The following is a 24797-nucleotide window of genomic DNA, read 5'->3' on the forward strand; positions in this document are numbered from 1 at the left end:
ATTCCGCTAGGGATCACGTGTGATCCCTAGCTAGAGATCATCGATGATCCGCTATAAATACTTTAAAGAAAATATATATACGTTGTCTGACAGGACGTACTAGCTCTGACCCAATCGTGTCGCCTGGACTCAAGAGCATCCCGGCCAGGAAAGGAATCAATCCACCTCGCGCAACGACTCCACCATTACATCCGGCCACCACTTCCTGGAAGGGACCGCTCTACCCTTCAACGACGAAGCAGTATGAAAGTACGGATGCATTCCGCACACCGCAGTTCAAGCATCGGCTTTGTTTGTGGCGATTCAATCCACCCCCAGTGCCTTGAAGACTGCATCCACCGGATCAGCATAGAAACTGGTCTGAAATTTAGTGAACAGCTCGGCCGGGATGGTCGGGATATCCATTGCGCTACTCATTGGCAGGGCAACGCGTTTACCGCCTGCGTCTAAGGTGACTTGCAAGCACTCGGCGATGCTTTCCACCGGAGTGATGCTGCCGCCCAGGCTCATATCCCCCAGCACCACCATCTGTGGCTGGGCTGGTCTCCCAAGGAGGCCGGAGGCGAAGGCCACCAGGCTGGGTAATGCCATGTGGGTGAGTGGCCCGGTGTTCTGCAGCTCTACCACGTGCAGATGGAAGTCGTGTTCTAGCACCTTGGCTGAGGCGCTGATCCTTGAAGCATTGGCCCTGAAGTAATCGAAGGCGATCTTCACCTGCTCCCTGGCCTGGGCTGAATTCCAAAGGCCGGAGGTGGCCAGTTTGCCGCTGCCCTTAGTGACCTGCAGCTCGATCCGGTAAACCCCTGGCATGCCCTTGCTGCTCAGGCCGATGGTATGGATGAAGCCCGGCTTACCACGCCCTTCGGGAATCAAACCACCACCGCCCTGCTCTGTCACTGTCACGAAGCGCTCTTCGAGGGTCTCGTTGTCGATGTAGCTGAAATGCACATCGTAGAACTCCATGCCGCCGATCTTCTTCAACTGCTCCTTCACCCGGCGACGGACCTGCAGGGCGTACTCCAGGCACTTGCGCACGTCCTCCTTGGTGAACTGGTCATGGGGATAGAGCAGCTTGAGCAGACCGGAAACGGTCTTGCGCACCGCAATCACGTCACGCTGGTTGAGGTTGTTACCCAGTTTGAAGTGCCTGTCGATGGCGTCGGCGAAGCTGCGCTTGCGCATTTCGCGGAAGAACTCCGCCAGGTAATCGACGATCAGACCGTACCTGTTGGTGAAAAACTCCGGACGCATCTTCGGGATTTCCCAGCCAGGGATGTAGGCGTGGAAACGGTCGAAGAACGCTGAATCGATCATTTGCTCCGGGAAGGGAGCCAGCAGGTGGCTAGTCTTCACCAGAGACTCGACACTCTGGTTGATGTTGCCGACGAAGACCATCGAAGCCGAGGCCTCCATCTGTTCCCGGCCACGACCGAAGGAACCGGACGCCATGTAGTCCTTCATGATCTGCACGCCGTCCTTGTCCTTGAAGTTGATCCCGGCAACTTCGTCGAAGGCCACCACATCCCAGAGCCCAACCAGGCCGATGCGCCGGCTGCTCATGTTGTAGAACAGGTTGGCCACCGTGGTCTGCCCGCCCGACACCAGCATGCTGTTGGGCGAACATTCCTTGTAGATGTGGCTCTTGCCTGTGCCCCGCGGGCCCAGCTCGCAGACGTTGTAGTTGTTCTCAACGAAGGGAACCATGCGCGCGAGCAGGTGCCACTGCACCGACTCATCCAAGGTCGACGGCTCCATACCAATCGAACGGATCAGCGTTTCGCGCCACTGATCGGTGCTCAGCGCAGCACGGCCGGCGAACAGCTCCTGCATGTTCATGTTCGGCATCTGGATCGGCTTTAGCAGATTCACACCGAAGGGCGAGCCGGACTGGCCTTCCTCGTGGTAGTAGCTCAGCGTGGCAATCACCCAGATCCCGCCGACCAGCAGCTTTTCGTACTCCTTGACGATCCCTGCGGAGATTTCCGCATCCTTGATGCCCAGGTTGCTGAAAGACGCCTCGTAGCGGTCCTTCTTCTCGTTCAGACGCACAGTCACCCGGTCGATGACCTTGTAGCTGCCGCGCTCTCGCACCAGGGATTTGACCTTCTCGGCCTCATCCGGGCGCACATAGTTCTCCGCCAGCACCGTCTTCACATTGCGCAGCCCCTGCTCGATCACTTCGGGATCGTCCGAGGCGCAGTACATGCCGAGCAGGTACTCCAGCACATAGACGGGGACGTTCGCCCCTTCCTTAATCAGCTTGGTCAGGTCCTTGCGCACCACGCGACCGGCGAAATGCTCGTTGAGCAACTGGTCGAGGTCTTTATCCAGCTCGATAGTCATCCGTTTGTCCGCTCTCAGAAGAAGTCGTCGGTGAAGGCCAGATCGATGGTGACGCGGTAACGCTCCAGTTCGGTATTCAGATCCTTGTCGCGAATGACCAGGAAGTAGTCCTTCTTGCGGTCAAAGTCGCTTCCCGACAGCGACAACCGTACCTGCTTGAGGCGTTCGCTCATCGAGTCAGTGGCGCAATCAAAGGTCACCACCTCCTCGCTGGAGATCATCTGATCGCCCTCGTAGATGGCCACCGCCACGGTCACCGGCAGCACCTGTTCACTGACTGCCTCGGTTTGCATCAGATCGAAGCGCTGGATGCTGTTAACCATCTTCAGCACCGACTTCGGGGAAATCACACCGACCTTGCGCTTGGTGCGCCTCTCGGCTTTCTCGCCGCGCAGCTGGTTGACCGTCAGCACCGGCACGACGATCTCCTGAGGCATGGCTCCGCCATGCACGAAGCGGGCGCCACCGACGAAGTGGAAGCGGTTGGCCCCCTTGGGAATCCAGAAGCGGGTATCGGATTCGGTGCCCGCCGTATGGCGTGTCGAACCGTGCCAGACCTCCTTGGCCTCCGGGAGTACGTGCCCCAACACATAGCGCTTCTTGCTCTTGAAGGCCCCCTCGGGCTTGTCGACTAACGCGGTGCGGTCGGCAGCCTCCAGCCGGCTGCGCTGGAACAGGAAGCCATGGTCGGCCGTCACCAGTACCGTGCTGGTATTGAAGTGCATGAGGATCTTGCGGGTCAGCTCGGTCAGCTCCTCGATGGCGATTTCCACATGTAGAAAGGTGTCCGACTCGGACGGGCCGCCGCCGTCGCTGCGGTCGTCGATCACGTCGTGATAGACATAGACCAGCTGTTTGTCCTTGAGCTTCTCGCGCCCCTCATCACGCGACCAGCCCTTCACCTCGTCGGCGGTGACTGCCATGCCCTGGTACTGGGCCAGAATCTTGTCGCGCTGCGCGGTGCCGGCCGTGGACTGACCATCGACGAACACGGTATCACCTGCACCCTCACGGTATTCGAGCGTCTTGTGCGGCAATAGCGAGGCCATGCCCAGCGCGGTGTAGCTGGGCACCACGCCCAACTGGCTGGCCAGCGTCGCCTCGCTATAGCGCTTTTCATTGATGCGCTCGCGCAGCTCCACTGCACACTCGTAACGGAAGGCGTCACTGATGATCACCACCAGGCGCTTGCTGCGGTGTTTCTCGAACTGCGGACGCACCCAACGCTCGTAGAAGTCCTGCTGGTTGGGCACACCGGCAATCTTCCAGTGCTCCAGCCGCTGTTCGGCCTCGACACAATCGCTCCAGTTACGGCCCAACTGGTCGAGATACCAATAGGCGTAACACTGCTCGACTTCCTCATCGAGCCTCTTCAGCAGCTCGACATGGGCACGCTGCGAGGCAGCGACGTAGTGTCGGTAAGCACTGTCGAAACGGTAGAGCTCGTCTTCATAGGCCTTGTACAGCGCCTCGGTGTCGGCGTAGTGGAAGCCGGCAGCAAACTGCAGGCGTAGGCCGAACAGCTCGATGGCCGCCATCAAGGCACCGTACAGCAGCCCATACTTGCGGCGGATCTCGTCATCCTTGTGGCGCGAGGCCCAGTAGTTGTCCAGGCGATCCGAGATGATTCGCGAGAACAGCTGAAGATCGCGTGGCGCGGCACCGGGAATCGACTGGGTCAGATCGATGATGATCTGTCGCTCCACCGCCTCGAAGGTGGCGACATTGGCCAGGGTTTCCAGCGACAGCTCGCCGAGCTTCTCGCGGATCCGCAGGGCATCGGCGACCCAGGACGAAACCTCGTCATAACTCTTGTAGAACCGCGAACTGTCCCGCCAGCGCGACAGCAGGGCACGCGAGGTCGCACGCGCGCCGGCCGACGAGATGGCAATCGCCGACGCCCAGCTCGGGATGTCGGAAATGCTTTCGCAGAAACCGGTGGCCAGCAGGCGAATAAGGACGTGGCCGAAGCTGAACGGCTTCTCGCCACTGAGCTCCTCCACGCTGGCGGGATAACCCACTTCATCGCGCAGCGCCTGAAGCAGCGCCGGCATCAACTGATGCTGATACAACTCATCAATGACCGCCGGATTGGTTTCCAGGCCCAGATCATCACGCACGGCCAGTTCGGCCAGCGTGAAGAGCAAGTTGGCGATATCGCAGGCCGACGCGCCCAGCAGTACGGCGATCATTGCCTGATCCAGCTCCTCGGCAGTAGCTGTCGGCTGGATCAGGCGCTTGAGCGCCGCGACCCGCGCAGCGCTTCTGAGGAAGCTTTCCCGGTGAGCCAGGTGCTCGCGCAGGCTCATCTGCTGCAGGCCCAGCTCGTTGAAGATCATCGACACCTTGTCGGCATAGAAACTGCGCGAGTACAGCTTGATGTCGAGCAGCCAGTCATCCTCGGCATCCGGCTCGGAACAGGGAAAATACAGCAGGTAGCGGCCCTCGGTGTCCTCCAGCTCCAGCTTCAACTTGACGCCCAGTGTGGACTCCCCCCCCATGTTCAGCACCCGCACTTCTGGCAGGTCGAGCTCGCCCAGCACCTCGGCAAAGCTCTGCTCCGGGTCGTACCAGAACACGATGCGGTGGTTTTCCGCGAAAAAAGCCTGCTGCAGGCCCTGGGTCAGCTGCTTGGAGTCCATCCAGGAAAATTCCTTGGTCGCACAAAAGGGAAAGCCCCGCAGGAAGCGCCGAGCGGGGCTACAGTTTACCGGAAGCAACCTAAGAACTGCGTCCCGACTCAGGCGACTGTCCGAGGTCCATTGGCCCTTATGGCGCCAGAGACGCTGTTTGCAACCTCGGCCACGTTAAGGCCAGTGATATCGATCACAAGATTGGCGCGAGCCTGCAACTCGTCGAGTACGCATTGGCGAAAAATTGGATCCAGGGTCTCCATGTCCTCCACCGTGGCGCCGCGAGCATGCAGGCGACGTTGTCGCTCCGATTCATTGAGCAGCAACAACACCGTCAGGTCAGGTTGGATCAGGCTCAGGCTCAATGTCTCGATTTCAGCCGTGACACCGCGAGCCTTGGCATAGGCGAACGTCGAAGCCCAGTAGCGATCCATGAATACCCATTCGCCACGCTCAGCCTTTTTGCGAGCCTGCCGTCCTTGGCTGGATACGCTGGCCGTATAGAACAACGCCTTGGCCAGTTCGTCCTCTGCAAAGGCGTGCAGCACGGCCTGACGACACTCGCGCAGTGCCGCCCCCGGCGTACTCATTGCATGGCCGGAAAAACACCCTGCTAGCTGCTGGACCACCGTAGACTTGCCGACCCCATCCAGCCCCTCGACTGCAATAAAACCGCCCATATCAATTCGCCTCTAGTTCCAGAGCCATTCGGGCCATTTCGGCATGTTCCGCCTCCGAAAAGCTGTTACTGGCAACCACGATGGGGATGCGCTGGTCGACGCTTTCCCTGAATCCGTAACGTGCTTTCTGCTCATGGAGCGGTGTGCCACGCAGCAACATCAGCGGCCAGGCTCGCACGCGCGGCACCCGCTGTTGCAGGCACCAATCCACGCTGGAGCGGAAGCTGTCCAGCGTCTGATGTGGCAAGCCATAGATCAGCGAAACCTCGAAGTCGATCTGCCGCTCATGCAGTTCGCGAATTCTGCTACGAACAATTTCCATATGGTTGGGCCGGTCGATCGCTCGATACTCGGCGTCCACGGTCGTCTGCAGACCGAACTCCAGCGTCACATCGAGCCCATCGAGCGCCTCCAGAAACTCTGGGGTGCAGGTTTCGAAACGGCACTGCAACGAGAACTGAGCTCTCACACCTGCGGCCTTGATGCTGTTCAGGGTCTCGACGGCCCGCCCAGGATTGGCGTGAAAGATCGGATCCAGCACCGAGATGCGCTTTACTCCTGTAGCGGCAAACAGGGCCAGCTCACGCTCCAGGCGCTTCGCATCAAAGCACTGGGTCCTGAGCCGATTGCCCGGTTGACGATGCTGGCAGAAGGAGCACTTGAAAGGACAGCCGCGCTGAGTTTCCCAGCGAATGCTGGCCTGTGGAGCCACCGTGCCCAGCAGGTACGGCGAGGGCAATGCGAGCAGATCGTGGTCTGCCTTGCTGCCCTGATCGGGCGTGCCAGCGACATGGATACCGCAGTCATCGGGCAATTCCCCGCAGGCCAGCGCGACCATTGCCAGCTCGCCCTGGCCACGGACGAAATAGTCCACACCAGGGTACGTTCCTTCCAGCTGCCCTTTGCTCATAAAGGAAATCTGCGGACCGCCGAGCACGATCCTTATGCCAGTGCCTTTGATCTGGCGGATCAGACTCTGTACCTCAGCATCGTTCCACACATAGGTACCGAAGCCGACCAGGCAACCGGGGCCAGCCTCGACAATGGCCTGCAACAGCTCGGTGGATACCTGCTGCAGTGAGAAGTTCGGGCTGTTGACCTGAGCCTCAACTATCCGCCACGGCACATCCGCAGCCTGCAAGGCCGCCGCAATCGAACCGATGCCCAGGCCGGTCTTGCCATCCTGCGGGCGCCGCCAGTCCAGCGATACCAGAATGACCAGACTCATGTCATCACCTCCAGCCCGGCGTGCCGATATCGCTCCGAGTGGCCACGCAGGCGCTGTCGCACGTCACGACGAAAGTTCTGGAAGGCACGCCGGTCGCCCGGTGTGGTTGGCACGATGACCATGCCGCAGCCATTGGGTGGGAAAAGCTTGTAGTGCCGTCCCTTGGCATAGGTCCAGCCAAGCTGGATAAGTCCTAGCACGAGCTGATTGATGTCCTTGTCCCTGCTGAAATACATGGCGGTTCCTCGGTTACGTGGCGTTTTGCGCACGATGCAACAGAGGTGGCTGTCGAAGCCCGACAGCCAGCCGAAAGAAAAATCAGAAAATGCACGGTCAGTGCCAGAGGCGCTGTGGCAGCAGCGTCAGCAGATGCTCGACCACGGTGTGCCGCTGATAGGCGACGGCAACCCACAGTGCATTCTTTTCGCTCAAAGAATCGTCCTCTTCCAGCGAGGCCCAAGGGTCCCCACCCGCGGCAATCATCGCCTTGAGTACATCCAGATCGCCAAGCTGGGCAGCGAACAAGGTTGGCGTCCAACGGTCGCGGTGGCCGTTGAAGTCCGCATAGCGTCGATTCGGATCGGCCCCCTTTGCCAGCAGCGTCGTGACCACCTCACGGAGTGCATTGGCGGACCCACTGAAGTGCTTGCGGACAGCCTCGAAGATCAGCTTCTTCCGTGGTTCAGCGAGCATCGCATGCCAGCCCTGACGCTGGGCTGACAGCTCGCAATCCAAAATGGTACCGCATTTGGCATCGAAGGCGTCAGCCGGAACACGGCCCTCAAGATAGGCCTTCAACTGTGCTGGATCGCTCACATGGATGCTGTCATGCAGCAGCGCCATGGCATAAACCAGCGCGCTGGGCGACGTAAAGCAGGCCTGTTCGACATTTGCACCCAGCGCGATCAGCCTGTCGACAACTACGGAATCGGCCATATTCATGGCGATCTGCAGCGGTGTTTCCCGCTTGGTCGAGGCTGGACGATTGGCTGTTTCCGGGCTGATATCCAGCGTCAGCAGATACTGAAAGATCTCCGGATCCTTGCGCTCATATGCTCGGCGCAGCGCCATGATCAGCGCATTCTCACCTGACTCGGGAATGAACACATTCGGGTCACCCCCGGCCTGTACGAGCCTTTTGACGTGCTCCAGCTCACCCCACAGCACCGCATTCATCAGCGGCGTATAACGGACTCGCCCATCGGCGTACTTGCGCAGTGCGTTGGGCTTTTTCAGATCCGTGGATGACGGGGAGAATGGCTTGTCCGGCATCTCGACACGCATCGCGGGAGGAATACGCTGCGCCGCCTTCTGTGGCGCAAACAGCCGCTCGAACTCAAAGGACAGGCGGCGCAGTACCTGCTCGTCCAGTTCCAGCTGCGGCGGGTTGTTCAATCCGAGCAGGTAGCATTTGTCCCAGTAATGCTTGGCGCCAACCTTATCGCCTACACCCACGGCATAACACAGCGCCTCTCGAAGAATCGCATGCTGATTGGGGCCGGCTCGCCACCAGGCCTGCTTGCAGGCGGTGGCATACAACTCAAGCGCTTTGTCCTTCTCACCAAGATTGGCTGCCAACCGTGCCGATAGCCATGACCACAGATACTCATGGGCCGCCCGCACCAACGGGCTACCGCGCTCATACAGAGCCTGCAGCCAATCGAGACGATCACGAATCTGCCGCTGATTGCCCCGGGCATCGGCAAACATTCGATCAAGATCTGCCAGCACAGGAGCGACCTGATCACGCAAAGGCAGGCTGCTGCGGTCGGCAGCCTCCCGCTTCAACTGCTCACGAACCTGCTGCTCGGACTTCAGCGGTCGGTGGTCATGCATATGAAAGTCACGCTTGATGCTGTCGCGCAGCTCCGCTGACAAGGATTGCAGCGCCACGGCCATGACCAGCCAGCCCGTGAGTCGCTCCACCTGCTTGGCAGTCAAGCTGCTGCCTGTGAGCAGAGCCTGTACCGATACCCGGTAGGGCCACAGGTTTAAGCCAATCGACTCACCCTGCTGCCAACGGTCTAGGGTGCGCTCATCAATATCGAGATGATTGACAACTCGCTGTCGCAGCTGGGCTGCTGGCAAGCCGCTCTGGCTTGCCGCCACCTGCAGCCAGGTCACAAAAGGCACCTCCCACCAGGTCTTCAAGTCGAGAAGAGGGATTTCACGGCTGGCGCGACGAATGAAGCCGGACAACTCGGGGATTATCAGCAGCGGGAGCAGCGCCTCGCGGGCGCGCTCTGGAATCATTGCTGTTGTATCGGTATCGCGCGCGAATAAGCGCAAAAGACTGCTATGTCGATGCCAAGCCGAATCGATTAGGTTGCTCCAGTCAGCTCCGCAGTCTTCTCGGATGGCTCGTAGCCATTGCGCTTGGCAATCCTGTAGCAACTCGAAGTTGCTGCCCGGTCGCTTTTCAAGGCCCAGATCATCCAGATCCTTGTCAAGACCCCTGCTGTTGAAGCAAGGACGATAGCCAGATGCTGTAATCAATATGCGTAGGGCTGCGCCTGGTGTTAAAAGAACTATTTCGCGGCTCATCGAACATCCTTGTTAAGTGCGACACAATTCAAGCCATATGCAATACGTCAGCCGCTGTCTGCGCTGAACAGCCACAAAGTCTGGCCCCTCGGGACGCCGAACAAGCTAGCCCGAGCTCCAAACTTATTGATGTTGGCGATTTAAAGGCCCGCAACTTGGTAGATAGAAACGCCTGACCAAGTCATCTGATTCAATTGTAAAACTACAATTATTATCACTGCACTTCACGAAGCGGTTGTATCTGTTCCGTAGGGCGTCATATGTTTTTGACTCGTACAGTTTAAGCGGAGCAGCACAATCGGGACATAGGCCAATCGGATTGCTCTTTGCGTGGTCTCCGCAGCAACTCGCACAACTCCTGCAGATGTAGCGACCAGCATCACACTTCAATGAGCTATCACGCGAATCAATAATATCGTAGCATCCTTGACCCATGCAGTGATTTATATAGTGACCTTTTCGGAATTCAACGCAATTTGGATTTGGACATTTGAAAACCGTGAGCCGATACGCCGGTGCCATGTCTTTTTTGACCAGCTTGCCATTTTCGACTGCCATATATTCCACACGCGCATAGCGCAGATCTGGAATCATCAGAGAAGAGCAGCAGCGACAATGAATTACTTTGAAAATCTCCCTCAACCTGTTCAGGTAGCCCGCAACCTTTATGGGGAAGTCTTGTTCGGTCGGCTCTGCGGAATGCAAATAGTTTATATCGTAATGAGCAAACCAGTCATAAATATTAAATTCAGTATAGTTTTTGCCAGTATTTGGAATCACTTTCGGATAATGACAAGACTTGCCACGACATAGATAAATTTCCTGCTTTTTCCAGTAGACAGCTTCGCAAGAAAGTTTTTGGCTTTTTTGATATGGATTTTCCAGAGTGCTGCATGCCGGAAACAGTTCAAGTATCTCGCCTATATCCTGCTCAGGATTGATTTTTTCGGATATAATGGCTTCCCACAAGCTCGCCATGAACAGGTCGTATACATTGTCCAGCGTGTTCCCAGCTAGCACCAAGCTAAAAATTTCCTTCAGTATAAAAATATCAGCTCTTGATCGAAGACTTTCGGTACGCTCGTAAAGATTGACAAACTTCAGGTCCTTTTCATAGAGGTATTTTTTGAACTGATAGTAACTGAACGTCGGACCGATGACAGGGTGCATCATGATGCCACCGTCTAGGTGAGCAAGACTCCTGATTTTTGTTTTTATATAATCAGGCGGGAAATCTTTACCGGAATAAATATCTTTTACATACTCATTGATAGATTCGAGTTCTTTATCCCTACCACGCGCATATTTCCCCAAGTAGCCCGCTAGTAGGCCAAAGAGCTTCAAGTCAGGGGGTAATTTTCCCAGAGACGAGTTAAAAAGCCGTGCAGCCTCGCTATTATCGATTGACTGCAGATGATTTGCAGCCTCTTCAACGTTTCTAGCAATGTATTCTGCTGGCAAGGATAACCAGTCAATATCCTTCAGAGGAGAAATATGGCCATTTGTGGCAAGAAACTCGATATTCTTTGACCAATCCTGCTTGTCAGACAGCATGGATAGAAGTTCATCAAGCCCCATCAGATCAATGATTCTTTCTGTTTGCCACCTTGTACGGGTCGATAGATTACGACTGATGGAAGAGGCTATGATATCTCTAATTCTAATGTACACCGCAACGTGTGATTGACCACTTTTCTGGGTTATCAATCCAATTAGCTCATCGAGGGGGAGTTCCCCCAAGTCGTTGGCACTGGTTGCGATCCATTTTCCTTTATGATCTTCAAGATGAAAATGAATGAGCTGACCTGCAGTTGGCCTTCCTTGGCCAAGCCATCCACTCTCATGTAGAAATACATCGAATCCGTCTATAGACTCCACGAAGCCAAATTTATTTTCAGTATTTTTGGCACTATTGTAACCGCCGAACCATTTGACGACTCCCGCACTTGCTGTCATTGCTTTACTCCGAAGCTCCGCCGGTTACGGCCTTCACTTCGGCCAGCAGATCGCCAAACTTTCCGTAGTTCAGCTTCACGCCGTCATCTAGATCGAGGCTGATGCGCTGGTCGGCGTAGTGGCGGAGTTTTTCGTCGAAGGCGGCGAGTTCGGCCTGCTGGTTGTGCAGGGTAGTGAGTTCTTTTTCTAGGCGCTTTTTCTCGGCGGTGCTGGTGCTGGCTTCGAGGTCTTTTTCCAGCTTGGCAGCATAGTTGGCAAGCTTGGCGGTGAGGGGGATGACATACTCGGTGCGCATGCGCGCCAGGGTGCCTTCGTTGTAGCGGTGCAGGTAGACCAGGCACTCGAAGGCTTTGTGTTTGCCGGAGCTGAACAGCCAATAGATCGGGCGCTTTTTGTAGGTGCGCAGGTGGTCCTTGAAGAACTGGGTGCTCAGGTAGCGGCGGATGGTATCGAGGCTGTTCTCGCCCTTCTTGGGCTTGATGGCGTGCAGGCATAGGCTCTCGGCGACGAAGTCTAGGTTTTGCTGCAGGTTTTCGTCACCCCAGACCACGCGGATGAATTCGCGAAAGCGGTGGGTGGCGTCGTCGGAGAACCATTCCTGATCGGTGAGCGGCAGGATGGCGTCGTCGTCCGGGGCAAAGCGCGGCGAGGGGATCTGACGCAGGTAGTCCTGCAGGGTTTCGCCCTGGCTGGCGAGGATCAGGCCGGGCTTGTCCAGCGAATAGCGGCCCATCATGCAGCCGATGGCGTAGGACACCAGTTCGCGCAGGGTGTCGCATTGCAGCAGGGTTTCGAGCTCTTCCTCGCTGCGGTTGCCCCCGTAACGGTATTGTGGGTTACAAGTGAGGGTGACTTCATTCGATGGTACTTCAGGTGCTAACTCAGCCTGTAAGCTATAACTAGTGATGAAGGCGCGATTGTTTTCTTCTTCTAGTAGCTGCGTCTTGAGAGTTTCTTTTCTCCATTTGCATCGAGTTTCTTGGTAAACACGACTTAATACTGGGTGAAAAACATCAGTGTCTAATAGGGGTGGGGTGACAAAGTCCCAGGAAGTTTCATAGGAGTCCCAGTCAGATTTTGCTTGGTCAATTAGCTGCTCAATTGTGTTGGGTGTAATCTGAGATAAAGAATCTATGATTGGCATAGAGGCAATGTGGCCAACTTCAAAGTTAAGAGTTGGTGATATTGCTGTAAGAAGGCGACGAGAGACTAACGAGTTCATGAAACCTGTTAGCTTTAATCTGTACTCATGATCTGGTGTGAAGATACAGCATCCGGCCACATCAAAAATAAACCCGCTGGGGTAGTACCGTAATGCAAGGTTGCCGCTGGAAATTTTCGACCAGCTAATACTAGGCTTGAAGTACTCTGAGATGCTTTTTATTGTTCTAGTGGGGCTTCCATAGAGTGATGCAGCATGACCAATTACTTCCTCTCCATCGTTTTCCCAATTTAGTACATGCTCGATATTTCCATACCACTTTCTAAAGTCACCCCCTTTGTTGTAGGGAAACCATTTGGCACCACACTGCGCTGCTTCTTCGCGACTAGATGCGGAGGTATGCAGCTTTGTCATTGCCACTTCCCACCAGCTACGGAGAAATCGGCCATTATCACTCGTAGCCATTCCCTGTCTTGTGTCGCCATTTTTCTTTAATGGCTCTCCATTTGAAAATGCTGCTCTGAGTTCATGAGATACCCAATAAGCCACCGGACTCCCTGGAATCTTCATAAAATCCGCCGCTGAAGCCCGGTAAAAATACTGGCTCATGTCCTTGCTTTGTTCCTGACTCATGTCAATTTCCCCTTGGGTAATGCTTTGCGCGCGTGCGCCATATCCTGGTTGAACCCGTCCGGGACGGGCTTGAAGTCTCTGGCGGGCGAACGGTGGCTGGACTGGAATTGACGCAGGGCCAGCACGTCGATCTCGCCGGTGATGCAGTAGTCGTGGTTGCCGCCCTTGACGCGCAGCAGATCGCGTTTCCAGCGATCCTTGTAAGGTGCGCGGATGCGGCTGTCGCCGTACTGGCGGTTGTTGCACTGGATGATGTAGGCGTGGATATCCAGGGCGGCGGACTCCACCAGTGCATTGAAGGTGTCGGTATCGCTGTTCCACTCGGGGACGAACAGGGCGTCGATCTTGCCGCGCAGGTCTGCACGGTAGCGGATGTTGGTCAGCTCGCTGCAGATCATCAGGGCAAAGCGGAAGTCGCCGTGCTGGATGATAGGCGGCTTTTGCCAAGCGCTGGCTGGGCGCATTTCCAGGCAAGCGAGGCGGAACAGCTCCTGCTCTTCGTGCAAGGCCGGATACTGCTTGTCCTGGCGGTAGAGCATCAGTGACGGGAAGCCGAGGCCATCATGGGTGAGAGAGGCCCAGACCTGATTGCGCACGCGCCTTTTAGGTACGTGAAGGTATTCCACGCCAGTAATCAGGGAGATACCACGGCCCTTGAGCTTGTCGGCGATGCGCATGAACCACTGCGGTGGCAGGGCAAGCTCGGGCATGACTAGGTAGCCTGCACCATCGGGCCTAGAAATCAGCTCGTTGATCAGGCGATTGAGGCGCCGGTAGCGGCGGCGGCTAGCCGGCTCAGGTTCACGCATGACGGCAGCGACAAAGCTCTGATCGCTGGTTTCCCAGCTGGCCACGGCAATGGTCTGTCTGGCCTTGGGCTCTCCGTCTGGTATATGCAGTACCGGGTGCTTGTCCCAGCGCGGCATCTTGTCCTCAGACAGATCGAAGCCACGCAGAGCCCGGACTACCTTGCCCAACGCGTCACAGTGTCGGGTGTTGAATGGATCGGGGGCGATCAGGTACAGCTCGTTGAGGCTGAAGGGTCGGGTGGCGAAGATGAGACCATTCGGTGTGCCGTGCTTGAAGTTGAGCCAACCAGAGAGCGTACTGATGCCATCGACTACTTCGTCAGGCAGCAGACCCAGAGTGTCTGAACTGGTGAGTCTCTTGCGTGACGGAATACCGCGCTGACTAATCATCTCCTTGGGCAGGCTAGCGAAGCGCAAGGGCATGTGTGCCAGGTCGTAACTGAAGAGGCGCGCCTGGTCTTTTTGCAGCTCGCGCACGTTGTCCAGCAAACCGCCCAGTGCCGAGCCCACATAATGCAGGCTGGCTTCGAGTCCAGTCAGAAGTTTCTTCCAGCCTGCAGCGCCGGTCTTGCTCAGCCGTGATGGGAACGCCGACAGAATGCTTTCGTACACTGACAAGGCCAGTGCTAGGCGCCAGCGTTCCGAGCACTCAACTAGGGGCGCCTCATTAGACTGCGCCTTGATCTCGAATTTGCAGTCCCTCTCCACCGTTACCACCAGAGTATCCAGCGCCCTGATGAGTTGACCGAGCTGCTCGAAGTCCTCGCAGGCCATGGCCATGCGAATAATGCGTGGCAGATACTGAGCCAGCTCGAAGAATTTGGCTGGCGTCAGCAAGTGGTTAATGACCGCCCTGAGAAAAGCATGGCGGTGCTGCTGCCAGGCCTCCGGCGGTAGATCACGCTCATAAGCTTCGTAGTCGCGCAGATTGAGGGCAAAACCGGCACGGTGCAGGGTCAAGGCATCGGTCTTGCGCAGGTTGTCGGCCTGCTCACCTGCATGATTGGTGGCCTTGAGCAGATCGGTGGCTACGCTAGCGGGCGAGTCCGGCAGATCCGGCAGAGCACGCCACTCACTAGCACGCCGATTGATCTGCTCGGAAATGGCGTTGACCAGTGCTACACCGGACGCACCGGAGAGAATGAACAGCTTGTTCTTGCTGTTTTCAAACGCAATGCGGCTGCCTTTGAGGTAGCTTGGCGCGAACAAGATGCTCTTTTTGCCCGGGTCACTCTTGAGCAGGGCATTGCCACCCTCTCGGCTGAAGATCCACTCCCAGAACTGCTCCGTGCTTTTGATGCCGCTGGTGTTTTCCATCACCAGCAAAATGTCATCCACGTAGCGCCCGTAATACAGCGGCACCACTTGCTGCTCGATGAACTGATCGAGCTTGAGCAGCGCAGCATTGGCAACCACGGCGGACGCGGGCAGGCCGACGGGCAGGCCCTTCTGTAATGGCGTTGCCTTTGCCCAGGCCTCCATGGCGCGGATAAACAAGCGATGGAGCTTGGTCTGAGCCTTGTTCAGGTTGATACCAGCCAGTTTGAGAAAGCCCTTGTACAGCATGAAGCCGGGGTTCAGCTCGTGATAGAAGCTGCTGACATCGGCGGTAAGGGCCAGCACATTCTTCTTGCCCGCCAGGGCGGTGCGCATGGCCTCGATGCCACCATCACGCCAGTCTCGGAAGGGCTTCAGGTAGGGCTTGAACGAGCCCAGTGCCAGCTCGTTGATGTGGTCGTGACGGTTACGACGCAAGCGGCTGCCATAGACATTGGCACTCAACTGCTTATCGAAAAGGTCGCCGACCTCCAGCATCCATAGCGCTGACAGCACATGAAAGTTCATGCTGCAGTTAGCCATCAGGCGGAACTGAGCTACAGGCTTTTTATTGGCCTCAAGCACGTTGCGCCACTCGGCTTCTGGCGAAGAGAGGATCAGCCCCGAATCCAGCTCGCCTTTATCGTACTGGATGGCTTTGGGTGTCAGCATCCAGCCACCTAGAAACTCGGCATCCTCGACCCAGGCCTCATCTGCGCCATTGATTAACCCCCGCAGATGCTCCAAGTTGCCCGCCAACTGGTCTTCATAGTCGGCAATTTCGAGCAGCGACGGGTTGGTCGAGTAGTAGAGATCGACCTTGGCCTTGCGGTAAGCGAGGCCGAGATCCTTCAGCAAAACCGTCACTGAATGGCCTCCAGCAACATGGCCTTCTTCTCTGCCTCGGATTTGCCATCCACCAGCCGGATATAGGCACCCGCATAGTTCGGGTAGGCGGCATTTTCGATCACGAAGGCAGTGGTCGAGACCACCTCACCACTGATGCTGTCGAAGGCCCGCGCCCCAGGTGGGCCATGGTTGTGATTTTCAGGGCTGACGCTATTCATTCAGGCTTCTTGCCAGCCTCCATCATCTTGTCATCGAGTTTTTTCAGTCCAGCCAGCAGGGTGCGGCCGATAAAGCGACTGGGCCTGGAGCTCAGCACCTTGTAGCCCAGCTCTGCCGTGCCCACCAGGGCTCGCGCGGTGCCTTCGATGGCCACACCAGCGCCTTCGAAGAGAGCTTCCACGCCATCGCCACCGTTCTTGTAGCGCTCACCGGCATGGTTGATGCCCTGGATGGTGGCGAAGAAGCCCAGCCCGCCGACGCCAGCGAGCAGCGCATCAACGCCAGTATCCTTGACATCTACTATCGAGCCGCCGAGCGTGAGATCGACCGAGTTCTCCAACTCGATATTGCTGTAGCCCGAATCGATGGCGCGGGTCTGTTCGGCGACTTCCGAGGTGGCGATCACCGGGATGTCGGCATCTACGCTGTTGACGTAGGCCGCACTGGCAGTGGCCTTGAGCTGGAAGGCCTGCCCGTCGATGATGATGTCGGTGCCCGGATTGTTGAAGTGCTCGAACAGGGTGCCGCCGGTATCCGCCGCCACCAGCTGCTCGAAATAGGCGCCCTTGGTCAGGGAGGCAAGCCCGGCCAGCTGTTCGGCAGGCAGGAACAGGGTCTCCAGCCAGATTTCGGCATCACTCATGCCCGCATAGTTGCCGTTGACGCTACGCAGCGCGTCGTAAATGTTGCCCGCAGTAGTGAAGTCATCCCACAGGGAAACCGGAACCGACAAGGCCGAAAGCCAGAGTGCCGCCTTGAGCGGTAGCTCGTTGTCCTGTTCCCGCGTCACTTCCTGCGCGATGAATTGCTCGATCTGCTTTTGACTGGCAGTGATCCGCGCTTCGGCACGGCTCTTGAGTTCGGAAAAATGTGCATTGAGTCGAGCAAAATCCTCGGTGTGCTGCGTTTTCAGCTTTCTGTGCATGAAATTCAGCTGGTTAATCGCCTGATCGATCCCACTAAAATCGGGACCACCGGAATACTTCATCTTGTTCCACCAGGAGAACTTCTCGTAGGTCTCTTCCCACAGGTCGCTGAGTTGCTCACGCCGCTTTTGCAGACGGTTATGCGTTTCGCGAAGGGTGGTTTCAGCCTTGATGAGTGGAATCCGGCTCTTGATATCTTCCAGGCGTTGCTGGCATTGGCGGCGGGTGCGCGCCACCTCGGCCACAAGCCGCCGGTACAGATGTTGGCGGGTTAACTCGTCCAGGTGCTGGTCCAGCTTGGGCTGCAGCGCGTTCAGCACGCTCCGGGTCAGCGGGCTTTTGCGGGCCTGCGGCAGGGCGGCAGCCAGCGCGTGCCGGGCCGCGGACAGCTCCTGGGCTTGCAGTACTTCGTTGAGCGCGGCAAGCACCTGCGCATAAGCGCGCCGCTGGCGTCGATGGAAAAGGTAGCCGCCCCATGCGACCAGCCCGACCACAAGAACCAGAGCCGGCAAGAGTGCATACAGCCAGCGGGATTCGACCTGCTGGCCAGCCAGCAGGATGGAGTGCGTGGGCAGCCATTGCATCGCCAGCAGCATTAACAGCCCCAACAGCGAAAGCAGCAGCGCCTGCTGCAAACGCTGGCGACTGGCTCCCAGGCAATCCTGCAATTGCGGTGTTGAGATGGTCATTGGGTGGCGTCCGCGCTTTTAGCTGCCCTGAGGTTGCGCTCGTTCAAAGGAGGAAAGCTGACCGGCCTGCCGTCATCACCAATGTCCTCGTACTCGACGTAGCAATAGGCTCCAAGCGTCGCGGAATGTCCGTTTTTCTTGCACACGGTGGCTGCGGTACCAAAGGCGATGCCCATGACCATGTTGGCCATGTGCGCCATGCACTCGATGGACGATTCACGCAGCAGCTTCATACGCAAGCCCTCGTATGAGGACAAGAACATCCAGCTCTGCATCGTGACCATCGCGTTGAAGCCGTAATCTTTGAGCAGCTCAAAACCTCGCTCGATGAAAATGGCAAACAGATCCGACTTGCTGTTGGGGTAGGCCTTTTTGGCAAACTCCTTGAGGTCGGCGTTCATGCCCTTGCTGCCCATATAAGGCGGGTTGGCGAACACGGCATCGTAACGTTGCGCCAGGATCCAGGCCTGCTGCACATAGGGCAGCAGCGTCTGTGCGGCGGGCCTCTGCATGGAGTCGCCCTCCCCGGCCAGTTGGCGCAGCTTCTGCAGCAGCTCGCCGAGCGGCTGGGCATCCTCGGCGGGCACGTCGATCAGCGAGCCGAAGGTCTTGGCCTGGGTAAAGCGCCCCAAGGTGGACCTGAGCAGTTGGTAGCGGTTGTCGGCCTGGGCGGCGGCGAGGTTGCTCTGCTCGCTGTCGAACAGGTTCTGCGACTGGCCGCGCTGCCAGTCACTGGTCAGGTTGAGGGCGCGCCAGAGGGCGTCGAGGTCGAGGTGGCGGCTTTCCTGCAGGGCCAGCACGTTGAGCTTAAGTTCGCGGCTGAAGATGCGGCGGTCGTCCTCGCGGGCCAGCATCATCAGCGCGAAGCCGGCGAGCTGGCCGGCGCGGTCGTCGATATCGAGACCACATAGGTTGTTTTCGAGGATCAATTGCGGAATGTCGCGGCTGCGGAAACCGCGCTCGGTGTAGATCTCCTTGAGCAGCTGGTAGGCCTCGACCAGGATGTGGCCGGAGCCGCAGGCCGGGTCGAGCACCTTAAGACTCAGCGGGTCGATGCTCTCCGGGGTGCTGGCGGCCAGTTGCGCCTGCACTTCGGGCGGCTGCTCGCCGGTGGCCACGTAGTAGGGCATCTTGTCCTTGAGCGGCGAGTCCGGGTAGGTCTGCAGCCACTGGCGACCGAGGCTGTTCTGCACCAAGTACTGGACGATCCAGTTGGGGGTGAACAGTTGGGTGGCGGCGGGGATGTCCTCGCTCTTCACCACCTTGCCGATCACCTGGTCCTTCTTCTCGCTGATGTAGAACTGATAGAGCCAGCCAATGATCTCGACGTCCTGCCAGTCCTCCTCAGGAATGGCAGCAACCAGCTCGCGGATCAGCGAGTCGGTCTTGGTCAGGTTGTCCGGCAGCAGCAGTTCGAGGGCATCGTCCACGGCTTCGAACAGGAAGGGCATGGCCTGATGCAGGGCCTGACATTGGGCCAGCAGCAGTTCGCGGTAGAGTTCCTCGTCCTTATTGCCGTCGAGCTTGAGTTCGGTGATGTGGGCCTTGTCGAGGCCTTCCAGTTCGATGTCCAGGCAGTCTTCGAGGATCTGCGGCATGCCGGCATTGCCATCGGCGGCACTGAGCACACGGCGACCATGATCGAGGTAACCCTTGATCTCCATGTAACGCAGTGCACAGAGACGGTTGAACCAGCTGTAGGCGGCCTGCTCCATGGTCTGGGCGAAGCCGAGCTGTTCGACCTTCTGCGCCAGTGCGGCACGCGGTCGGGCGATGCTGGCAGGAAATGCTCGCTGGGTACCGGTGCTATCGGTGATCAGGGCCAAGTCACCCTTGATCTCCAGCGGAGCAATGCCGAGCGACGGCACAGTGGATTCGCGAATGCCGAACAGGGCAGCACGCTTGCTCATGGCAGCTATGAACGCCGTCCTGGCTTTGGGGGCGTAGCGTTTGATGGCGTTGGTGTTCATGGGGTGTCCTGAATAGGGCAGCTGTTCAGTGCGCTGAATGGTATTTGGGCGGACCGCTGTTCAAGCGGCCGGCGGGTGGCTGATTGCCTGATTCGGTTGCGGCCAATTGCCTGATTGGCCTGCGGGTGCTCTGCGGGTTTAGTCATGGTTGATGACCTCGCGCCAGGCGGATTCCAGGGCATCGAAGACGGCTTCCGGTACCTGATGCTGGTATTGCTTGCGGCGGTTTTGCGAGAGCGTGCCGTTTTGGTCGAGGCAGAACATCACCAGCCGCGCGAGGGTGCTGTTGGGTATGTCGAATTGCTGATCGATACGGCGGTAGATGGCGTCGTAGCGATTAAGAAACTGGGTTTCTTCCTTGAGGTGGCGTTCGAGCGCCTGTTCGGTGGCGCGCAGCATAAATTCGGCGCAGGCGGTGCCGTCCCAGTAACGGTAAAGCGCTTCGTGGCCGGTGAAGTCGAAGGCGAACTGGCCCTCGTCGATAAAGGTCACGTCCCAGAAACGCCGCGCCGGTTCGGAGAACGCCTGCAGGGTGGCCAGGTAGTCGGCCTCGTTCTGGCGCAGGGCTACGGATACCGGCAGCAGCAGGCCGTGCTTGAGCGCGCCGCGCTGGCAGAGCACCTGATGGAAGAGAAAGCGTGACAGGCGGCCGTTGCCATCCATAAAAGGGTGAATAAACACAAAGCCAAACGAGACAATGCTGGCCAGCAACAGCGGGTCGAGGTCTTCGGGCGGCTGGTTGGCCAGTTGAATCAGCTGCTCCATCAACTCGCGGCCGAGCTCGGGCGGTGGCGGTAGATAGGTGACGCCGAGTGTGCCGCGCAGGCCGTTGCTGAGGTAGTTCTGCTGATGACGAAATGCAGCAGCCTGGGCATAAGGGTTACTGATGACGGCGTTTTGCAGCTCGACGAAATAGTCTTCATCTAGCTGGCGGGGCTGGTGGGCCTGCTTGAGCAAGTCAACGAAGCGGCCAGCTTTGTCTTCGCTGGGGGTTTCGTTCTCGATTGCGTAGGAATCGCGGGTTTCGTGCAGGTAGGCCCAAGCCAGGGCGCGGTTGAGGATGTCGCGGGGCAGCGATTCACTGAACTCGGTGGCTTGTTGCAGCAGGTTGCGATTCAGCAGCGTCTGCAGCGCATCGGTACGGCGCAGGGTGATGCAGTAGTCGAGGCTACCGATGCCGTTGAACAGCACGCGCCAACGGTTATTCTTCGCCCCTGTAACTGTGATGTACTGAGCGGGATCAAAGAGTGGCACGTAGGCGGTGCGCAGGTTGCCCGCCTGATGCTGGATGCACTGACCGGTGAAGTGCTCCCACAAGTACGCAGCTTTACGCAGGTACTGGCTGGTTGGGCTGGCCTCAATAGCGGCGCGGAGCTCGGGTTCAGTAATCAGCGGCAGGCACTGGGCCAGGATGGCCAGGTCAACGCCCTCGTGCTTTAGAGCGAACAGGATATGACCGAGCAGATTGTCGTCGGCCGGTGCCATGCTGGCGGGCACTGCCAGGGTTTGGCCGATGACTTCCTTGCGGGTGACCGCACGGACTTCCGCCAGGCGCGCAGGTGGCAGCGCCTTGACTGTCGACTCCTGAAGCAGGCGGTTGTACCCGACCGGTTGCATGGCTCAGTTCCTTCTTGAATACCGTTTTGCGCTTAGGAAACTTTGTGCGAATCCTTTTTTTATTGCGCAGATTGGCATTATTACCATTTTTTTTGTGCGGCGGCCTATTTCACGAATCCTGATGTGTTTACTGGCATAAGGCAGGCGCTTTGGAGTGCGCCATGCCTTGGCCTTAGAGCGGCATTATGGGGTCAACAGAATGATGGGATGTTGATCCTGAGCGTTGACTGCGTTCAGGTAAGCCTGGCCACTGATTTCTCTGCTTCCGAGATGTTCGAGCAGCAACGGTTGCGTCATCGCGGCATCGGTCATCTCGCGTAGGCCCAACATTACCTGCGCTGCTTTGGCTTGGTTGGACTTGAACAGGTGCAGGTCATCCTCTCGCGAGTCTTGTTCCGCTTCGGTCATTCTTGCCGCAAGTTGTGTGGCGCTGAGCGGGTCAAACAGGTCGCTGTAGTTATCGGCAATAACCGTGGAGGCATGCTGAGCGGCGCTCATCTCGTTGGCTTGCAGCAGGCACTGAATGCGAGCGGCATTACACATTGCCAGCGCGCTGGTCATTTTATTGAACCAGTCGTAGTGGAAGCTGTTCTGGGTCAGGTGATGGCCGATCTCGCTTCTTAGGAAGCCGCTTTCCATGGCGAGCAGGCCTTCAATGGTCAGCCATTCCTGAGCTGGGCTGCGTAAAAACGAGGCCTGTTCGGCCCGCTCAAACAGCACGTAGATATTGGCGAACTTATGCCGCAGGTGTTTTTCTGCCAGCTCTTGGAAGTGCTTGTCCATCTGGCTGGATAGCTGAGCGATGGCGCTTTCGAGCCCTTTGAGCTTTTGGTTGATCAGCATAAAGCCCAACACGCTTACCCCAAGCCCGGTGGCGGCAAGGCCGATGTTGGCGTACTGCAGCATCTGCAGCCCTTCCACCATGGTTTTGAGTTGGTGCAACTGGACGTTGGCGTAACCAGAGGACGCCAGGTCCAGGGCGCTCAATGGGGAAAACGGCAAGAGGCTGGCGTTGCTGAGAAGCTTCTGCGCCAAGCCGGTTTCCTGAACGTGGCTGATAATCTGACCGGACATACTGTCCTTGAGCAGCGTACCGATGCGTACGATGCTGCCATCGGCAATACCGCTGGCAAACTTTGTGGGCACCTCAAACAGGATCTGCTCAACCATGGCGCAGCTCCTTGATCAACGTGTCCGCGGTGTTTTCGAGCATTTTGGTCATACCCATCGCCAGTGATCGTTCTTTTTTGCTGAAGTGGATTTTCTTGATGATCTGTTTGTCGACCCTGGCCTTCAGGCGGCTGCGGGCATTGCGCTTGATGCTTTTGAAGCGCAGTAGGGCTATCAGGAATAGGAACCCCAGGACTACCAGGCCGGCGATTAAGTTACGTGTCACGAGTACCGTCGTGGTGACGCCCAGAAACCCAAGCAGACCACCTACCGATACAGTGGCTGTAGAAAAGGCGACAACCGCTGGAATAGTTGCTGCAGCAACGCCGGTTGAAATAGCTGCAGTGCCTACATCCAGCAGTGTGCTCTTGCTGCTATGTCCGTCCAGAGAGGGGGTGAAATCCTCTTCGGGGATGGCTCGCGCTACGACTGATTGCAGGTCTTGCTCTGCCGCCATTCTCAATTCCGTGGCTTTGGTTTGGCACCACTCGGTAAAGAGCGGCTGAATGGTGTTGCGCAGATACCGGCCGGAAAAAAGTGCATCCCAAAAACTGATTTGGTCGATTTTGGCGTGCAGCTCGCCCTGCAGCTGCCGCGACTCGACTTCGAGGCGCTGCTGTGTTGTCTGCGTCCAGCGGTCCTTCCAACTCAGAATCAGTCGGCGGGCTTCTATCTTTTCCAGTCTGTCCATACAACGCTCCAATCCTTGGTGTCTGGCTAGCGCAGCCGAATACGTTTGCCTTGTTGAATCTGTGCATCTAGCTCTGCTTTCAAGGCGCTGAGGAAACGATCCACGTCGGCCTGGGCCTCAAGGTAGACGCCATTACCCAGCTTGTTGAAAACGCTGGTGGCCGCAATTTCGACCACTGGCTTGGGTGGGGCGACAGGCTTGACCGGAACGGGAGGCGGCGTGCGCTCTTCCTTGACCTGGTTGCTACCTTGGGCCGCTTGCTGCGCGGCTTTTTCAGCTTGCTGCTGCAGCTTTTGCTGGCGATCCACCTCGGCTTGAATGGCGCGCTCCAGCTCGAAGATGCCGTCTTGCAGGCGCTCTTCGGCGGTTTGGCTTTCCAGTTGGTAAATGTGGGCCAGGCTGGTTTCAGTCTCGGCTTCGGCTTTAAGCAGCTGCAGTGGGCGCAGTAGGCGATTGCTTAGCTCAGCGCTTTCGATGCCGCTCTTGGCGATTTCGGCCTGCAGCAGGGCGATCTTCTGGTCTATCGCTGCCAGCGCCTGCTCGCGCTGTTCGGTGAGGATGCTGACGTTGACTGTCTCAACGGTTTCTACCAAACCAGAGATTTTGTGCAGCTGGTTGTATGGGCTGGCATGGCTTTCGATGGCCTGAAGTTCGGCCATTGCCTTGCGGGCACTGTCATTCTTCTCCAGGGCGTTGCGGTTTTTTTCGAAGCGACGCAGGGCCTGTTGCAGCTGCTGCCAGCTGTGCAACTGGTTGGTGAAAAATTCGTTGAGGTCGCGGTAATCCTCTTCGAGGTCGAGGTAGTCGTTCTGGTTGTCGACCACCTCCTTGAAGAAGTCGACGCTATCGCTGTTGCCCAGCAGACGCTGTAGGGTCAGCAGAGACTTCTCGATTGTGCTTTTGCCTGGGAAGCGACCGACATCAACCTTGCTCTTGTAACTCTTGAGTTCGGAGAGCCAGGTTTCCAGGCGGCTGCGGTAGAAGGCATAGAGCTCTTTCTCACCGGCCGGGCCTAGGGCGTTGAACAGATCCTGACTGAGATTGCGGGCTTTCTTGAGCAATACCTCATCGGTCTGGCGCTTTTTCTGCACCGAGATTTCCCGACGCTTGCGGCTGTTGGTCAGGTATTCGAAAGCATCCGGCAATGCGAGGCTGGGGCCAGCAACATGGAAGGAAATCCGCCCGGCGGCAGCGAGGCGGCCGATCAACAGGAGGATTTCGCCATCAGGCCAGCCGAACGGACGCTTGTTGAAGCGCTCGACGATGTCTGACATGTTGGCGCTGATGGAAAATTGACCCACCCTGCCGATTGAAATTTGACCCAGGGCGGATTGCTGATTTTGTTACCAGCAACTGTGGAT

Annotated in this window: 16 protein-coding genes; all 16 read right to left on the bottom strand. The window is 57.5% G+C overall.

Features of this window, described 5'->3' with window-relative positions; all coding sequences use genetic code 11:
• Positions 1-303 precede the first annotated feature (303 nt).
• Positions 304-2343: a protease Lon-related BREX system protein BrxL gene (gene brxL / locus PSTAB_RS13760; protein WP_013983386.1), complete on the bottom strand. Its 2040-nt coding sequence runs from the start codon at positions 2341-2343 to the stop codon at positions 304-306.
• Between the two features lie 14 nt (positions 2344-2357).
• Positions 2358-4985 (bottom strand): BREX-1 system phosphatase PglZ type A, encoded by a 2628-nt coding sequence (gene pglZ / locus PSTAB_RS13765; protein WP_013983387.1) that lies wholly within the window; start codon positions 4983-4985, stop codon positions 2358-2360.
• Positions 4986-5083: 98 nt separating this feature from the next.
• A complete protein-coding gene (locus tag PSTAB_RS13770) occupies positions 5084-5656 on the bottom strand; it encodes a dTMP kinase (protein ID WP_013983388.1) in 573 nt (190 codons plus the stop codon).
• 1 nt (position 5657) lies between these two features.
• Complete coding sequence (locus PSTAB_RS13775) at positions 5658-6884, bottom strand: B12-binding domain-containing radical SAM protein (RefSeq protein ID WP_013983389.1); 1227 nt, start codon at positions 6882-6884, stop codon at positions 5658-5660.
• On the bottom strand, positions 6881-7120 hold the full coding sequence (locus PSTAB_RS13780) for a hypothetical protein (RefSeq protein WP_013983390.1): 240 nt from the start codon (positions 7118-7120) through the stop codon (positions 6881-6883). The genes PSTAB_RS13775 and PSTAB_RS13780 overlap by 4 nt, the downstream gene beginning before the upstream one ends.
• Before the next feature lie 97 nt (positions 7121-7217).
• Positions 7218-9428, bottom strand: a complete 2211-nt coding sequence (locus tag PSTAB_RS13785; RefSeq protein WP_148263416.1) for an ankyrin repeat domain-containing protein — start codon at positions 9426-9428, stop codon at positions 7218-7220.
• Positions 9429-9551: 123 nt separating this feature from the next.
• Positions 9552-11384, bottom strand: coding sequence for a cold-shock protein (locus tag PSTAB_RS21855; protein ID WP_013983392.1), 1833 nt, complete (start codon positions 11382-11384; stop codon positions 9552-9554).
• Positions 11385-11388: 4 nt separating this feature from the next.
• The gene (gene pglX / locus PSTAB_RS21600; RefSeq protein ID WP_148263417.1) at positions 11389-13179 is read right to left on the bottom strand and encodes a BREX-1 system adenine-specific DNA-methyltransferase PglX; all 1791 of its coding nucleotides are present in this window, start codon (positions 13177-13179) and stop codon (positions 11389-11391) included.
• Positions 13176-16172 (bottom strand): RNA-directed DNA polymerase, encoded by a 2997-nt coding sequence (locus PSTAB_RS13795; protein ID WP_013983394.1) that lies wholly within the window; start codon positions 16170-16172, stop codon positions 13176-13178. Before PSTAB_RS13795 ends, pglX (PSTAB_RS21600) begins: the two co-directional genes overlap by 4 nt.
• Entirely contained in the window at positions 16169-16372 is a 204-nt protein-coding gene (locus PSTAB_RS13800) for a hypothetical protein (protein WP_013983395.1), read from the bottom strand. The genes PSTAB_RS13795 and PSTAB_RS13800 overlap by 4 nt, the downstream gene beginning before the upstream one ends.
• Complete coding sequence (locus tag PSTAB_RS13805) at positions 16369-17988, bottom strand: AAA family ATPase (RefSeq protein WP_013983396.1); 1620 nt, start codon at positions 17986-17988, stop codon at positions 16369-16371. The genes PSTAB_RS13800 and PSTAB_RS13805 overlap by 4 nt, the downstream gene beginning before the upstream one ends.
• Positions 17985-19958 (bottom strand): BREX-1 system adenine-specific DNA-methyltransferase PglX, encoded by a 1974-nt coding sequence (gene pglX, locus PSTAB_RS13810; protein ID WP_013983397.1) that lies wholly within the window; start codon positions 19956-19958, stop codon positions 17985-17987. The genes PSTAB_RS13805 and pglX (PSTAB_RS13810) overlap by 4 nt, the downstream gene beginning before the upstream one ends.
• A 138-nt stretch (positions 19959-20096) precedes the next feature.
• Positions 20097-21575 (bottom strand): Fic family protein, encoded by a 1479-nt coding sequence (locus tag PSTAB_RS13815; RefSeq protein ID WP_013983398.1) that lies wholly within the window; start codon positions 21573-21575, stop codon positions 20097-20099.
• Between the two features lie 183 nt (positions 21576-21758).
• On the bottom strand, positions 21759-22745 hold the full coding sequence (locus tag PSTAB_RS13820) for a hypothetical protein (RefSeq protein WP_013983399.1): 987 nt from the start codon (positions 22743-22745) through the stop codon (positions 21759-21761).
• Positions 22738-23436, bottom strand: a complete 699-nt coding sequence (locus tag PSTAB_RS13825; RefSeq protein WP_013983400.1) for a hypothetical protein — start codon at positions 23434-23436, stop codon at positions 22738-22740. The genes PSTAB_RS13820 and PSTAB_RS13825 overlap by 8 nt, the downstream gene beginning before the upstream one ends.
• Positions 23437-23462: 26 nt before the next feature.
• Complete coding sequence (locus PSTAB_RS13830; RefSeq protein WP_013983401.1) at positions 23463-24737, bottom strand: hypothetical protein; 1275 nt, start codon at positions 24735-24737, stop codon at positions 23463-23465.
• Positions 24738-24797 lie beyond the last annotated feature (60 nt).

It is taken from the genome of Stutzerimonas stutzeri, from assembly GCF_000219605.1.
Taxonomy (GTDB): Bacteria; Pseudomonadota; Gammaproteobacteria; order Pseudomonadales; family Pseudomonadaceae; genus Stutzerimonas; species Stutzerimonas stutzeri.